This is a genomic window from Blautia sp. AM47-4, from assembly GCF_003479865.1.
Classification (GTDB): domain Bacteria; phylum Bacillota; class Clostridia; order Lachnospirales; family Lachnospiraceae; genus Fusicatenibacter; species Fusicatenibacter saccharivorans.
Genome location: NZ_QUHY01000030.1, coordinates 1 through 13,798 on the forward strand (window position 1 = coordinate 1; position 13,798 = coordinate 13,798).

At 44.2% G+C, this 13,798-nt stretch carries 18 protein-coding genes and 2 pseudogenes; 18 read left to right on the forward strand and 2 right to left on the reverse strand.

The genetic code is table 11. The annotated features are described in order from the left end of the window. The 12 genes and pseudogenes from DW965_RS15570 to DW965_RS15610 form a co-directional block, all read left to right on the forward strand. Positions 1-253: pseudogene (locus DW965_RS15570) on the forward strand (radical SAM mobile pair protein B); the annotation flags it as partial. A 44-nt stretch (positions 254-297) separates the two neighbouring features. Continuing rightward, positions 298-672 carry a hypothetical protein gene (locus DW965_RS15575; protein ID WP_118595134.1) on the forward strand — a complete coding sequence of 125 codons (375 nt, stop codon included), beginning with the start codon at positions 298-300 and terminating at the stop codon, positions 670-672. 75 nt (positions 673-747) lie between these two features. After that, positions 748-2,563, forward strand: a pseudogene (locus tag DW965_RS15580) (hypothetical protein); the annotation flags it as partial. A 50-nt stretch (positions 2,564-2,613) separates the two neighbouring features. Then, a complete protein-coding gene (locus DW965_RS21710; protein WP_330378154.1) occupies positions 2,614-2,742 on the forward strand; it encodes a hypothetical protein in 129 nt (42 codons plus the stop codon). Then, complete coding sequence (locus tag DW965_RS15585) at positions 2,742-3,080, forward strand: hypothetical protein (protein ID WP_330416939.1); 339 nt, start codon at positions 2,742-2,744, stop codon at positions 3,078-3,080. The genes DW965_RS21710 and DW965_RS15585 overlap by 1 nt, the downstream gene beginning before the upstream one ends. Further along, positions 3,077-3,493, forward strand: a complete 417-nt coding sequence (locus tag DW965_RS15590; RefSeq protein WP_118595135.1) for a phage holin family protein — start codon at positions 3,077-3,079, stop codon at positions 3,491-3,493. The genes DW965_RS15585 and DW965_RS15590 overlap by 4 nt, the downstream gene beginning before the upstream one ends. Continuing rightward, complete coding sequence (locus tag DW965_RS20125) at positions 3,490-3,906, forward strand: glycoside hydrolase family 73 protein (protein WP_117509298.1); 417 nt, start codon at positions 3,490-3,492, stop codon at positions 3,904-3,906. Before DW965_RS15590 ends, DW965_RS20125 begins: the two co-directional genes overlap by 4 nt. After that, positions 3,903-4,361 (forward strand): CHAP domain-containing protein, encoded by a 459-nt coding sequence (locus DW965_RS20130; RefSeq protein WP_243036656.1) that lies wholly within the window; start codon positions 3,903-3,905, stop codon positions 4,359-4,361. Before DW965_RS20125 ends, DW965_RS20130 begins: the two co-directional genes overlap by 4 nt. Next, positions 4,345-4,674 carry a hypothetical protein gene (locus DW965_RS20135; RefSeq protein ID WP_243036657.1) on the forward strand — a complete coding sequence of 110 codons (330 nt, stop codon included), beginning with the start codon at positions 4,345-4,347 and terminating at the stop codon, positions 4,672-4,674. Before DW965_RS20130 ends, DW965_RS20135 begins: the two co-directional genes overlap by 17 nt. A 141-nt stretch (positions 4,675-4,815) precedes the next feature. Beyond that, a complete protein-coding gene (locus DW965_RS15600; protein WP_118595136.1) occupies positions 4,816-5,085 on the forward strand; it encodes a hypothetical protein in 270 nt (89 codons plus the stop codon). Next, positions 5,082-5,840 (forward strand): hypothetical protein, encoded by a 759-nt coding sequence (locus DW965_RS15605; protein WP_119198582.1) that lies wholly within the window; start codon positions 5,082-5,084, stop codon positions 5,838-5,840. Before DW965_RS15600 ends, DW965_RS15605 begins: the two co-directional genes overlap by 4 nt. Then, a complete protein-coding gene (locus DW965_RS15610) occupies positions 5,837-6,760 on the forward strand; it encodes an ATP-binding response regulator (protein ID WP_119198583.1) in 924 nt (307 codons plus the stop codon). Before DW965_RS15605 ends, DW965_RS15610 begins: the two co-directional genes overlap by 4 nt. Positions 6,761-6,952: 192 nt before the next feature. Here the strand turns inward: DW965_RS15610 and DW965_RS15615 are convergent, their stop codons facing one another. After that, entirely contained in the window at positions 6,953-8,272 is a 1,320-nt protein-coding gene (locus DW965_RS15615; protein WP_118595138.1) for a sensor histidine kinase, read from the reverse strand. An 82-nt stretch (positions 8,273-8,354) separates the two neighbouring features. After that, positions 8,355-8,990 carry a LytR/AlgR family response regulator transcription factor gene (locus DW965_RS15620; protein ID WP_330416942.1) on the reverse strand — a complete coding sequence of 212 codons (636 nt, stop codon included), beginning with the start codon at positions 8,988-8,990 and terminating at the stop codon, positions 8,355-8,357. 293 nt (positions 8,991-9,283) lie between these two features. Between DW965_RS15620 and DW965_RS15625 the strand changes: the two genes are divergently transcribed. Genes DW965_RS15625 through DW965_RS15645 form a run of 6 tightly spaced genes read left to right on the forward strand, consistent with a single transcriptional unit; the run spans position 9,284 to position 13,757 of the window. Beyond that, entirely contained in the window at positions 9,284-9,658 is a 375-nt protein-coding gene (locus tag DW965_RS15625; RefSeq protein ID WP_117509294.1) for a response regulator, read from the forward strand. Between the two features lie 25 nt (positions 9,659-9,683). Further along, positions 9,684-9,914: a hypothetical protein gene (locus DW965_RS20140; protein WP_243036658.1), complete on the forward strand. Its 231-nt coding sequence runs from the start codon at positions 9,684-9,686 to the stop codon at positions 9,912-9,914. A 2-nt stretch (positions 9,915-9,916) separates the two neighbouring features. After that, positions 9,917-11,137, forward strand: coding sequence for a sensor domain-containing diguanylate cyclase (locus DW965_RS15630; protein ID WP_243036659.1), 1,221 nt, complete (start codon positions 9,917-9,919; stop codon positions 11,135-11,137). 60 nt (positions 11,138-11,197) lie between these two features. Beyond that, a complete protein-coding gene (locus DW965_RS15635) occupies positions 11,198-11,983 on the forward strand; it encodes a hypothetical protein (protein ID WP_055227661.1) in 786 nt (261 codons plus the stop codon). After that, a complete protein-coding gene (locus DW965_RS15640; RefSeq protein WP_118595140.1) occupies positions 11,974-13,248 on the forward strand; it encodes a glycosyltransferase in 1,275 nt (424 codons plus the stop codon). The genes DW965_RS15635 and DW965_RS15640 overlap by 10 nt, the downstream gene beginning before the upstream one ends. After that, entirely contained in the window at positions 13,245-13,757 is a 513-nt protein-coding gene (locus tag DW965_RS15645) for a hypothetical protein (RefSeq protein WP_119198584.1), read from the forward strand. The genes DW965_RS15640 and DW965_RS15645 overlap by 4 nt, the downstream gene beginning before the upstream one ends. The last annotated feature ends 41 nt before the right edge of the window (positions 13,758-13,798 follow it).

A 13,798-nucleotide genomic window follows, 5' to 3' on the forward strand; every position in this document is an offset into this window, starting at 1 on the left:
AATTATGGATTATATCGCCGGAAAATATCCTGATCTTGTACCACTTTACGACGAGATCTATAACAAGCATAACCGCAGCTACTTTGAAGCACTTGAAGTAAAAGCTGAGAAAATGGCTAAGAAGTATGATTGTGCCTTTGTGGATAATGAAATGCCTTATGGCAGAGTCCCGCAGGGACATCCGGTGATCGTAGATTATTTCTATCATGAGGAAATCCGTGGGACAGAGAATACCGGAAAAAGAAATCGCTAACTTCAAGTTTGCAGGGAAGGTGGCTATCATGGAGATGAAGAGAAATGGATGAGAGGAAAGCGTATTGGTTTGAACAGCCATATATGCCGCAGATGAAAAATATTGCGGTGGCTCCTGTTATTCTGGAAGATGGAAGACTGTCCTTCTGTGTTCCAGGGGATGATGGTCCTCCGTGGTCCGGGGTGTGGAACCTGACTGGAAAGGTTGTTTTGGACGGGGATGATTATTTTGAGTTCCAGTGTGATGATGAAGTGATGCACAGACGGGGTGGAACATATAAATTTCATGCTTTGGATGTTGATACATTCCGCAGGGAAACGTGTCAGTGGATATCACAGGGAAAAGAGATTGCAGACTGCTGTAAAACAACAGAAGAACTGCATGAATGGTACCTGAAACATTGGACTTATAACAGATAGAATGATTATATTTACGAAGGCATCGGCCACCTGGTTGGCTGGTGCTTTTTTCGTGGGGAAATGGAGGTGGCGGGAATGTATCCGGTATCGGATGGGTTTCTGAGAGCTGTGAAGAGCAATACAAGAAAATATTACTGGACGGGTACGATCGTTACCAGAGGCGGAATGACGTATGAGTCGGGGCGAAGGAGATTGTGAAGGATTCCGGGTATATTCCAGGCAGTGCTGTGGAAGCACGGAAATTGAACTGGGGACGGTGTATGCGGCGGAGATGGGGATCACGCTTCTGAGTGACATTGACAGGTATACGCTGGAGGATGCTCAGGTGACGCTGGTGTTTCATCTGGTGCTGGCGGATGATTCGGTGGAAGATGTGCCGATGGGAGTTTTTGAGGTCAGTGAGGCGAACTGTCTGGCAAAGTGCCTGGAACTGAAAGCCTATGATTTTATGCTGCGGTTTGATAAGAGTTTCAACGGGTTTGAGACTGTGGGGACTGCTTATGATTTTATTGCTTTGTGCTGTAAGCGGTGTAAAGTGGAGTTTGCGAATAAGAGGGCGGAGATTGATGCCATGCCGAATGGCGGGGTGACGCTTTCTGTTTATACTGAAAATGATATTGAGACCTGCCGGGATGTGCTGTTTTATGTGGCACAGGTTCTGGGAGGTTTCTTTATTATTAACAGGGAGGGAAAGCTGGAACTGAGAAAGTACGGGAAGGATCCTGTGATGAAGGTGGAGCAGCGGCACCGGTTTTCTTCCAGCTTTTCGGATTTTATCACCAGGTATACGGCGGTGAGTTCTACGAATAAGCAGACGCAGATTGCGGAGTATTATGCTCTGGATCCGGATAATGGGCTGACTATGAATCTGGGGGTGAACCCGCTTCTGCAGTTTGGGTTAAAGGAGACCAGAGAGATGCTGTGCAGGAATATCCTGGCAGATCTGTCAGTAATCCGGTATGTGCCGTTTGATTCGGATACCATCGGGAACCCTGCCCTGGATCCAGGGGATGTGCTGACATTTGCGGGAGGACAGGCGGATGAGGGACAGATCACCTGTATCACTTCCATCAGACAGAAAATCGGGGGAAAGCAGAGCCTGAAATGTGTGGGGAAGAACCCGAGGCTGGATCAGGCGAAGTCAAGGAATGACAAGAATATTTCGGGACTGCTGAATCAGATTGAAGACAATGCGAAGACCGGGAAGATCGGGATCCATACGTTTACCAATGCTTCCGCGCATGAGATCGGGCAGACGAAGGTGAAGCTGATCAGTATCCAGTTTGCTTCTTCTGAGGAAAACCACATGCAGTTTTTTGCGCAGGTTGTTGTGGATGTGGATGCGGATCCGGTGGAACGGTCTGCAGAGGCTTCCGGGACTGTGGTGATTCCATTTCCGGGCGGAAGCGGCAGTGGAACTGGAAGTGGTACGGGTGGTTCTGATGGAACCGGGGAGACATCGGATGCAGGAAGTTCTGAAAATGATGCGGCAGGGAATGAAGTTGGAAATACTTCTGGGAATGAGAATACAGGGAGTACGGATGATGTCGCTGGTGGCTCGGATTCCGGATCCGGAACCGGGAGTGGTTCGGAGGTTTCTGTGGATGTGAGCCTGCCGGTGAAGTGGTAGGAGGACGGACAGGCGGTCTGCCATGTGGTCTTTGAATTTAACAATGAGGAGATTGTGGAGCATTGTCCGGTGGAGACCTGGCATTCCGGGAAACATATTTTGTCGCTGTATTATCCCATTGAGAAGATCGTTGCCAATTATACGAATACATTCAATGTGTATCTCTGGATGGAGTATGGCAGCGGTACGGTTGATGTGGGAGACTGCATTGCTTCTGTCAGCGGACAGGCAATGGCGGCTGGGGAAGCCTGGGACGGAAAGCTTGAGGTGGAGGATTATACACGAGATTTGCCATTGGCGGAGGACTGGATGTGAATGGTTTCCGGGAATCGCTGTCCATGCAGATGAAGGAGACGGTGAACAGAGGATTTGAAGTGTATTTTGCTGAGAGAGCGGGAATCAGCGGTTTCTGCAGGCCGGTAGAAATGGAGGGTGTGTGATGAAGTTGAAAGGTGAAATGGTCATTGAACTGACCGATACGAATGCGGGTGCGGTGGAGACAGTTCAGGAGACGAACATGATCACGGAGGCAGTGAATAATATTCTGGGGCTGAATCCCATGGGGATTTATCTGAAAGCCAGCGGGGAGTATGACAATTCTGTTTTGTGGAACGGGACGCTGCTTCCCATCTGCCCGAACATGATCGGCGGGATCCTGCTGTTTCCGGCAGTGCTGGAAGAAAAGGCGGATCATATTTACGAGCAGGGGAAGAACCTGCTTACGGCAGTTCTCAGAAATGGGAGCTGCTTTTTTCATGGGAGGAGGATTCTGGCATGAAGGAATTTTGGAACTTTATTCAGATGGTTTTTATGGCTGTAGGCGGATGGCTGGGTTGGTTTATGGGAGGCTGTGACGGGCTTCTGTATGCACTGGTCGCTTTTGTGGTGATTGATTACCTGACCGGGGTGATGTGTGCTTTTGCGGACCATACGCTTTCCAGTGAAGTGGGCTTCCGGGGGATCTGCAGGAAGGTGCTGATCTTTCTGCTGGTGGGAATGGCAAATATTCTGGATGTGGCTGTGATCGGGAACGGATCCGTGCTGAGGACAGCGGTGATCTTTTTCTATATTTCCAATGAGGGTGTGAGTCTGCTGGAGAATGCAGGGCATCTGGGGCTGCCGATTCCGCAGAAGGTGAAAGAGGTGCTGGAACAGCTGCATGACAGAAGTGAAAAGGGGGATGAGGAATGAGGATTGCAAGGGAAAAGTTTATTGCGGACATTGCGGGATATGTGAAAAAGTATGCCGGGCAGTATGGAATCCTGTGCCATTCTGCGGTGATCTCACAGGCGGTTCTGGACTCCGGATGGGGCGAGAGCCGGCTGACCAGTCAGTACTATAACTATTTTGGACTGAAATGTGGCACAAGATGGACTGGCAGGTCTGTAAATATGCGTACACAGGAAGAATACAGGGAAGGGACGCTGACTTCCATCCGTGATAATTTCCGGGTGTTTGATTCCATGGAAGAGGGCGTAAAGGGGTATTTTGAGTTTATCCAGCTGGAACGGTACCGGAACCTGAGGGGGATCCGCAGGAGTATCTGGAAACCATCCGTGCCGACGGGTATGCCACTTCTTTTTCCTATGTGGAAGACTGCATGAAGGTGATCCGTCAGTATGAACTGACAAGATTTGATGAAGGGGGATGTGAGGCTATGGCAAAGACTGCTGAGAGTGTTCTGGATGTGATGAGGGGATGGCTGGGATTCAGTGAGGCCAATGGAAAGTTTAGGGAGATTATTGACTTGTATAATAGTGTGAAGCCGCTTCCCAGAGGATATGCGGTGCAGCATTCGGATGAATGGTGTGATACCTGTGTGTCTGCTGCAGGGATCAGGGCAGGATGCAGTGAGCTGATCGGCAGGGAGTGCGGCGTGGAGGAACACGTGAAGATCTTCAGGGAGATGGGGATCTGGATCGAAGACGGAACCATTATGCCGGAGCCAGGTTATGTGATTGTGTATAACTGGGACAAGGCCACACAGCCGAATGACGGGTACAGTGACCATATCGGTTTTGTGGAGGAGGTTTCCGGTGGGAATGATTACTGCTATTGAAGGTAACCGGGGTGAAAAGGTTGACAGAAGGGTGATCCCCCTGGGATGGGGATATATCCGCGGATATGCGGCTCCGCAGTATGAGAAGGCTGTGAAAGGAACCGGCGGGAATCCTGGTACAGGAAAGAAAAGTGTGGAAGCTGTGGCGAAGGAAGTGATTGCCGGAAAGTGGGGGAACGGCGAGGACAGAAAGAAGAGACTGCAGGCTGCAGGGTATGATTATCCGGCAGTGCAGGCGAAGGTGAATGAGCTGGTGAAAAGTAAAGTGTATGGAAGCAGGAATGAACGCACATCTTGCAAAGCCGTTGGATGATAAAAAGATTAAGCAGACCATAAGCGAAGAGTTGAGAAGGTCAAATGCCTGTCATGAATGATTATGAGACAGCCGCAGCAATCAGGAGCCTTCCAGATGCATGGGAAAAGCGGACAGGAAACATAGAGAGAGGATTTTGTTATGACAGAAATGAAATATATATTTCCGAAACAACTGCAGTCTGTGGATGCGTTGGCTTTTATAGCCGTGCTGATCGCTCTGCTTCTTATCCTGACTGTAATGGTACATATGAGGAACAGAAAACTGAAACGTATGCTGGAAGAACAGATGGCAGAACGACGGCTTTTGGACAAAATATGTTCAGACTTTACTGCTGTCTATTATGTCGAATTAAATATCGGTTTCTTTGAGATTCTGCATATAAACGACGGAACCAATGCAAAAAAATGAATCTGAAACAGTGTGATAATTTCAATTATGCTGCTGACCAATATGCGGTCCAGTATCTGTATGGGAAAGAAAGACAGGAATTTAAGGAGTGGATTTCGACGGGGCATCTGAAGGAACAGCTTTCCAGGAAGGAGCGCATTACCTATCATTACAGAAGCAAACCGAATCCGAATCAGCATGAATTTTTTGAGGCACAGGCAGTCAAAATATACCAGGATGAGAAACATTTTTTCGCACTGGTGGGTTTCCGGCATATCGATGATATTATGGAAAAAGAAACTACCATCCAGAATCAATTAAAGCAGGCACTGGACGAGACACGGCTGAGTAATGAAATAATTTCGGCAATTGCCAAGAGTTACTGTTCTATTTACAGGATTGATGTTCAGAAAGATTTTTTTGAAGAGGTATCAAATGACAGTGAAATACACAAACTGACAGGAAACAGAGGATGTGCATCGGAGAAACTGTATCAGCTTTGTGATACCATGGTTGCACCGAAATACCGTCCGCTGATACGTCCATTTCTGGATGTTTCTACACTTTCAGCCAGATTGAAGACGGAAGAATGTATTTCTACAGAATACAGGATGTGTGATGGCAGCTGGCACAGGATGCTTTTTACTGTAAAAAACGGGATCAGTCTGGAAATGTTACCCATGTTTTATGTACGGTCCGTAGTATCAGCGATTCCAAAAGACGTGAAGAGGATCTTAACTTTGCAGCGGAAGCAGCAAAGCGGGAAGCCGAAATGAAAACAAGGTTTCTGGCAACTATGAGTCATGATATCCGCACACCACTGAACGGTATTATCGGTATGGTAAATATGGGAAATCAGTACGCAGATGATCCACAGATGCAGCAGAAGATCAGAGAAAAGGCAATGGAAGCCCTGAAATATCTGGTGTCTCTGGTAAATGATGTGCTGGATATGAATAAACTACAGAGCGGAGAGTTGAAGGACCAGCAGATTTTGTTTGATCTGACAATGGTACTGCGTGAACTGAACCAGATTTATGATGAGCGGGCTGCAAAGAAAGGCATCCGGTATGAGGTTGACTGGAAAAATAGTACATACAGCCACAGCGCTCTGATTGGAAATCCGGTATATCTTGGCAGGATCCTGTCGAATGTCATGGACAATGCCATAAAATTCAGTCAGGCGGGCAGTGTGATTACGGTCTGGGTTAAGGAAGAAACTCTGGATGATGGCAGAGCATTTTTTACGTTCTACTGTAAAGACCAGGGTGTGGGTATGAGTGAAGATTTTATTGCACATGCTTTTGATATGTTCTCTCAGGAAAGCAAGACAAGCAGATCCAGGTATGAAGGCACCGGACTGGGGCTTGCAATTACGAAACAGCTTGTGGACAGGATGGATGGAAGTATTGAACTGAAGAGCGAAGTTGGTGTTGGTACTACAGTTATTGTAAAAATACCGTTCAAAATTGACACACAGGATAAAAACAGTAATTTATCAGATAAGCCAGTAAGCCTTGATGATTATTCAGTGGAAGGCATACGGGCATTGGTTGTGGAAGACAATGAGCTGAACATGGAGATTGCCAGATGTATACTGGAAGACAGCGGTATGGAAGTTACATGTGCAGTAGACGGGCAGGAAGCAGTTGAAATTTTTGAGGATTGTTGCTTTAAAAAAATGCATGGCAGATAATAGCAATGTAAAACTGCACGAAGATTTGTAGGAATAAAAAGACAGAGCATATAGAGCTGCTATATGGTCTGTTTTTTTATTCCTTTGTAGGAATAAAAAGACAGAGCATATAGAGCTGCTATATGGTCTGTTTTTTTATTCCTTTGAAGAAGCTTGGGACAGGTACAGCAAATTAAAATGGTAAAAACATGATTATATCCGGAGCATTATTTTTGCAGAGAAAATACCATCTTTATAGGTAAAGTCACAGATACCGCCGTTTTTGTCGGTAATGTGGCGGACGGATTCGATTCCTATGCCGTTTCCGGAACGTTTGGAGGATTGGAAAATATTGTTTTCTTGCCGTATTTTACCATCGAAAGTATTCTCCACATGAATCAGAAGCAGATGATTATGGTGGGGATAAACCTCCACATTAATCTTCCTGCGGGCCTGATCTGTTTTCACACTTGCCTGGATGGCATTTTCCAACAGATTGGAAAATACAAGGCACAGATTAATCTCATCTATGGAAAGATCAGCAGGCAGAGAAACCATTGCATGAAAAGGAATGTTTTCTCTTTCTGCAAGGGTGGAATAATGTCCGAAAACACTGTCAACAGCCTGATTTTCACAGAAATGCAGGTTATAGTCAGAGATTTTTCCGGTTGCAGCGGAGAGATATTTTTTGATCTTTTCCATGTCACCCTGCTCTGCCAGAGAGGACAGTTGGACAAAATGATGGCGGATATCGTGACGCGCCTGTCTTGCTTCTTCAATGGCCATGCAGAGATTCTCGTATCTTTCCTGCTGAAGGGAAAGAAAATGGTTCTCCTGCTGAAGTCTGGCATTTCTGTTCAGGTTGCCCCCCATCATAAGAAACATGACATAAAACAGGAGCAGGAGTATGAGCAGTACAAGACTGAAAACAATATAACACTGCAGGATCCGCCCGGTATATAAAGTGCTACGGTATTTGGGAATCATAAAAAGATTCACTCCGATGAAGATTACCGGAATAATCCAGAATACATACCAGGTCTGGGCAAAGTTTTCGTCTGCGATCATTGTCTGAACACAGTGGCGGGCAGGATACCAGGATGCCAGAACAAACAGCAGGCAGATGAGGTTATAGAAAATTCCGGCACCGGTACGAAACCACAGTTCATTTTCTGTAATATGCAGGTCAGCAGTTATAAGTGCATTGACTGCCCGGGAAAGACTGTTGACACATGCAAAAACTGCAAAGACTGCCAGAAAAATACTGACGGATTTCCAGACAGAGATTTTTAACGTTTTATGATAAATAAGCATAATAACAGGCAGCAGAGGAAACAGGATCCATCTGGTGGGAAAGTGGAAGGCACAGCAAACTGCTCCTCCGAAAATACAGATTCCCAGAAGAAGAGGAAGAAGCCACGCTGTCAGCTTAAGCGGTGTCTGCCTCAGATAGCTTTTTACTGGCAGATATGACAGCAGTATGCCGGGAATGATTACGGAAAGTTCAAGTACAGGGCGAAGTATGTCAGTCATTTCACGACCTCCTTTGGAACAGAAATTCCATAAATGTCTGTCTGGCGTTTTTGAGCAGCTTCCGGCTGACCGGGACATTGTTTCAGTTATCAAGGCGAAAAATCGATCCGTCAAAATCAACAGCATGCTCCAGATTGATCACAACACCCCGGTTACACTGATAGAAACGTGTGTCCATTTTCAGGGCGGTTATGAAGGAATCAAAGGACTGACGGGTCACCAGTTCCCTTTCACCGTCAGTGTGGATGTGGATCATATGGGAAAAATGCTCTGCGTAGATTATTTTCCGGAAGGGAATCTGAATATTACTGCCGTTTACCTTTACATCTATGTATTTCCCGGAATCCGGGATGCGGGAAAGAATTTCATCGGCCAGTGCGGAAATATCATTTTCACTGTAGGGCTTTACAAGATAGTGCAGAGCCCGGACCTGGAATCCCTCTAATGCATGGTCGGTAGAAGTTGTTGTAAAGATCAGCAGACAGTCAGTATCTGATCTGCGAAGTTCTTTTGCTGTATCAATCCCGTTAGAACCATTCATATAAATATCCAGAAACACTACAGTGAAAGGACATTCCTTTGCCGCAGTGAGGAAAGTTTCTCCATTTTCATATTCCAATATATCTGTATGGACATTGCGCCTGGAAAACTGAGATTCCAGTCTGTTTCGTAACAGTGTCCGCTCTTCTGAAATATCATCAACAATTGCAATTCTCATAGTAAATCTTCCTTATAATATATATTTATAAAATTCCGCCTGCTGAGAATTCCTCGTTACTGTTCACGCTGTTTTCGGTAATATTTTTTCATCTGTGCAATCGAATTCGCAGACAAGCAAGTGGTGTAGTTATTTCGAAAACGCTCTGGTAACAGTATATCATAAAACAATACGACGGAGTTGCAATTCGTGTCATTTTCTGTCGTTTCGTGACAGAATTATTGAAATAATTTTGATATTTTTTATAATGAGGGTAACAAATGAAAGTACATTAAATGGAAAGGAGGGGGATCGTGTATTGTATTGCCATACTGACCGACCAGGAACAGGAAGGACAAAACAGCGCGGAATATATCAGGAAGTACTGTGCAGAGAAGAATGTCTTTCCGCTGATTGAAATTTATCAGAATCAGGAACAGTTTTTTGCAGAGACATTGAAAACAGTACCAACAGTGCTGTTTCTCGCATTACCGGGTGTAGCCGGCCTGAATGCAGCAGAACACCTCCGTTCCCTGTATCCGAAATGTGGAATCATCTGGTGCAGTGACCTTGATTTTTCGCTCCATGCGTTCAGGCTACGGATAGAATATTTTTTTATGAAACCTGTGGAAGAGCAGAAAATAAAAGAAGGACTTTCCATCTGGCTTGAATGTAACAAAATAAGATAAGAAAGACATTCGGGAGGAAAACAGCATGAAGACGATCATGAAGTATGAACTTGTCATAAATGAAGCACTTAGATCTGCACTCAATTACCATACACCTGACGAGCAGATTAATGAATTTATTCGTTTTTTCGGCAGACATATCAGTCTGACAGAATATATATTTTCGAAGATTGTAAAGAAAGGCATGTCACAAACAATACGTATGAATGGTGTGCGCAGGGAGTGGTTCCCGAAAGAGACAGATTGCAGAATGTAGATATGGACATAATAAAGTGGTGGTACGATACGTTTTCCAAGGGCGAAAGTATCATTATCGCTGATATAGAAGATATCAAAGAAGAACATCGCATGCCCTATGATATGTTAAAAGCACAGAATGTAAGAAATGTGGTGGTATGTCCTTTGCGTTACAAAGATGAGATAAGTGGTTTTTTCGGTGTGGATAATCCTCCAAAGGGTGATTACAGGGGGCTTACTATTTTTCTGGATATGATAGGAACGCTTCTTATCTCGTTACTGAAATTGCGTAATTCATTTATAAAGTCAAATAAAGAGGCACGGCTCAGCAGTTATACATCCCTCTCGAAGATCTATACATCCATGCATTTGGTTGATGTGCAGACAAAGAAATATCATATTGTAAAAATGACAGATCAGATTATGGAATGTTTGGGAAAAGATTTTAAGAAAATGGGAGAATATGAAATCAGGGATGATTTTTGCGGACATGTCAGGGAGATTGTCGAGAAAATGTGCATAGAATCGCAGCTTCAGGAATCACTGGAGTTTGTAGATATCAATACGCTGGAAGAACGGCTTCTTGGAGAAAAGAGCATAACACATGAATTTATAGATAAAAAATCAGGTTGGTGTCGAAGCAGATTTATTCCTGTAGACTACGATGAAAATGGAAGACTTCTGCATGTGCTTTTTTGTACTGAGTGTATAGAAGAAGAAAAAAAGCGTGAGAACTGGCTGATTTATCTGGCGAAGACAGATCTTATGACAGGATTATGTAATCGTGGAAGCGGAGAAAAAAGGATTACTGAACTTTTAAAGGAAAAAACAAAGGGATTGCTTTGCCTGATCGACTGTGACAAATTTAAATCCATCAATGATACTTATGGGCATTCTGTAGGAGATAAGGTGATTATAGCCGTTGCGAAGACGCTGCAGAAAACATGTCGTGACAGTGATGTGGTTATGAGGCTTGGAGGTGATGAGTTCGCAATATTTATGCCGAAAATGTTGGAGCAAACAGTAGCTGAGAAATTCTTCGAGCGCCTTTTTGAAAATATTCGACAGATTGATATCATAGAGATGCGTGGAAAGAGTATAGAAATAAGTCTGGGTGCGTGTTTTTATGATGGATATGAAGATATTTCTTTTGATCAGCTATACAGAAAGGCTGACAGGGCAATGTATCAGAGTAAAAAGCAGAAAGGCTGCAGTGCTGTAATTTATGGGGAGGGAATGTAAAAAATCTGGAAGGTTCCCAGTTATGAGCTGCATAGCGAAGCGGAACAAAAGGAGAAGTCTATGAAAGAAAAGAAAGTAATTGATTATACCAGAACCTATCGAAGAATTGAGATAGATAAAAAGAAATGTATTCTGTATATTGTCATACTGATCCTGCTTGGTTTTCTGCTTATGTGGACGCAGATCGATGATCTGACCAGGGTGATCTGTAAGATAGGGGTCGATGCTTTAAAAAAATATGAACCGCAGATGTATGTTGGGATCCGTTCAGAAACGTATCCTCTGTTTGGAAAAATCAGCTATCTCAGTGCAGGAACCGTATATCCGGGAATACAGATAAGCCTTATAAATGCAGCAGTTTCTCTTGCGGCAATCATTCTGCTGGCGGGACTTCCATGGAAGGGACGCCCTCTTGCCATTTATCTGATCCTGTGCAGTGCGATTCATCTGATAAACAGTCTGTGGTTTGTATTTGGAGAAAAATACTTTCCGTATACTTTAACTGTTTATTCGAAATTATATATGCTTCAGGAAATTGGCATATGGGTGATGTTTTTTGTCATGACAATTATGGTCACTGGAATTATAGGAGACCGGGGAGTGATCTATAAGCTTTTGACACTTCTTGCGGTAATGTTGTATTCCATAGTATTTGGAACTGTTCGCTATGTGATTTTTATCTGGCTGCTGTACAGATTTTCTGTGATCTATATGGCGTTTTTCTACTTTATAATAGGGCCCATGTTTGACTTTTTGTATCTGGTTATGATTTATGCAGTGTTTGTCGACCGCATGATCGGTGTTTACGATTCAAGGAAGGGAAAGGAGGTATGGAAATGGTCGTAGCTATTATGAAAGGTTATACTATTTTTGTTATTATCCTGATGCTTCTGTACACTGCCAGACATTTTTATTTTACAATTGTACGACTTCTGGGCAGGCAGCGTCTCTATTACAATGATATCCTTACAGACCGGATGAAAAGTATTTCCGTACTGATCCCTATGCATAATGAGGAGCAGGTGCTTTCCAACGTTCTGGATTCTCTGCTGAAATGTGAGTATGACAGGGACAAACTTGAAATTATTCCGATCAATGATAATTCTACAGACCGTACAAGGGAAATGCTGGATGAGTATCACAGAAATTATGAGTTTATACGCCCCCTTCACAGAGATTGTCCGGACAGAGGAAAGCCGGTAGGTCTGAATGATGCAATGAAGCTGGCAAAAGGGGAGATCATCATTGTATTTGATGCGGATTACAGACCTGCCAGAAACATGCTGAAACAGATTGCGCTGGGATTTGAGGATCCGCAGGTAGGTGCAGTTATGGGGCGGGTGATACCGTACAATACCAACACAAATATGCTGACCAGACTTATCAATCTGGAACGGTCCGGCGGATATCAGGTAGATCAACAGGCACGATATAATCTGAAAACAATTCCGCAGTATGGCGGTACAGTGGGAGGATTTCGAAAAGATTTTCTGTTAGAAACAGGTGGCTTTAATCCAAAGGTTCTGGCAGAAGATACGGAACTTACATATCGGCTTTTTACCAATGGATGGAAGGTCGTATACGCTAACTCGGCGGAATGTTATGAAGAATCTCCGGAAAGCTGGAATGTGAGAGGCAGACAGATCAGACGCTGGTCAAGAGGTCATAATGAAGTATTGTTCCGTTATCTGATCCCTACGATCACAACTCCCTATATGGGACTATTTCAGAAAATAGATGGCTTATTTCTGCTTTTTATCTATTCGGTACCGGTATTTCTGCTGGTAGGCTGGGTAGTTTCCCTTGGATTGTTTTTCCTAGGTGAAATGCAGATATTCAGTGGCTGGTGGGTTATATTGTTTTTGGGAATTTATAATTCCCTTGGAAATTTTGCACCATTTTTTGAGATAGGTACCTCGCTGATCATAGACGGACTTCCCGGAGAGGCATTGCTTCTGCCTCTTATGATGTTTAATTTTTTCTTCTATATGTGGAATATCTCTCTGGGATTTTGGGATGCAGTGGTAGATACTGTTACCGGAAGAGGTGTGAAATGGGATAAAACAGTGCGGTTTACTGTGCAGAAAACGGAAAAGGAGGCTGAAAAATGAAGGTATGGATCTTGATCTTTATCTGTATGTTCTCTATGCCTCTGTTGGTCGCAGTATTGTATTTCAGGATGAGAAAAGGGCAGATCCTGAAAATAAGGCAGGATTATGTGAAAGATGCCAGATATTTTGGAAAAAGCTTTTCTGCTCTGGTGGAAAAAGCTCTTCCGGAAATGAAGAATGGTACGATCATGCTTTCAAGACAGGAAAAGGTGTTGGAAGCAGATGGAAACCAGGAGTTTGCGCAGCCTGACATTGAAGATCTGGTCATTGCCCGAAATACCGTCTTCTGTCCGCAGCGAAGTGATCTGCATTTCCAAAAAGAGATCTACAGTGAAAAGGATGCGCTGTTTGTGAAAGAAAACATACGGATCCGGGCTGTATACAGCAAAAAAGACTGCTTTTCGGAAATAAGATCCGGCTTCTCAGATGGGCGGACGCAGAACATGCGGTTGCAGTTTATGATGAATGTGATCTGGGAGAAAGGGTATCAAGTGGAGAACAGCTTGTAATAGGTTTTGAGAATGTTTTTCACAGTCTGTATGCACCGGTG

Excerpts from the sequence above, each read along its gene's own strand:
- DW965_RS20140 (WP_243036658.1), top strand. The coding sequence starts at position 9,684 with ATGAAGACGATCATGAAGTATGAACTTGTCATAAATGAAGCACTTAGA.
- DW965_RS15630 (WP_243036659.1), top strand. The coding sequence starts at position 9,917 with ATGGACATAATAAAGTGGTGGTACGATACGTTTTCCAAGGGCGAAAGT.
- DW965_RS15640 (WP_118595140.1), top strand. The coding sequence starts at position 11,974 with ATGGTCGTAGCTATTATGAAAGGTTATACTATTTTTGTTATTATCCTG.
- DW965_RS15615 (WP_118595138.1), bottom strand. The coding sequence starts at position 8,272 with ATGACTGACATACTTCGCCCTGTACTTGAACTTTCCGTAATCATTCCC.
- DW965_RS15575 (WP_118595134.1), top strand. The coding sequence starts at position 298 with ATGGATGAGAGGAAAGCGTATTGGTTTGAACAGCCATATATGCCGCAG.
- DW965_RS20135 (WP_243036657.1), top strand. The coding sequence starts at position 4,345 with ATGATTACTGCTATTGAAGGTAACCGGGGTGAAAAGGTTGACAGAAGG.
- DW965_RS15600 (WP_118595136.1), top strand. The coding sequence starts at position 4,816 with ATGACAGAAATGAAATATATATTTCCGAAACAACTGCAGTCTGTGGAT.
- DW965_RS15605 (WP_119198582.1), top strand. The coding sequence starts at position 5,082 with ATGAATCTGAAACAGTGTGATAATTTCAATTATGCTGCTGACCAATAT.
- DW965_RS15610 (WP_119198583.1), top strand. The coding sequence starts at position 5,837 with ATGAAAACAAGGTTTCTGGCAACTATGAGTCATGATATCCGCACACCA.
- DW965_RS20130 (WP_243036656.1), top strand. The coding sequence starts at position 3,903 with ATGAAGGTGATCCGTCAGTATGAACTGACAAGATTTGATGAAGGGGGA.
- DW965_RS20125 (WP_117509298.1), top strand. The coding sequence starts at position 3,490 with ATGAGGATTGCAAGGGAAAAGTTTATTGCGGACATTGCGGGATATGTG.
- DW965_RS15585 (WP_330416939.1), top strand. The coding sequence starts at position 2,742 with ATGAAGTTGAAAGGTGAAATGGTCATTGAACTGACCGATACGAATGCG.
- DW965_RS15635 (WP_055227661.1), top strand. The coding sequence starts at position 11,198 with ATGAAAGAAAAGAAAGTAATTGATTATACCAGAACCTATCGAAGAATT.
- DW965_RS15590 (WP_118595135.1), top strand. The coding sequence starts at position 3,077 with ATGAAGGAATTTTGGAACTTTATTCAGATGGTTTTTATGGCTGTAGGC.
- DW965_RS15645 (WP_119198584.1), top strand. The coding sequence starts at position 13,245 with ATGAAGGTATGGATCTTGATCTTTATCTGTATGTTCTCTATGCCTCTG.
- DW965_RS15620 (WP_330416942.1), bottom strand. The coding sequence starts at position 8,990 with ATGAGAATTGCAATTGTTGATGATATTTCAGAAGAGCGGACACTGTTA.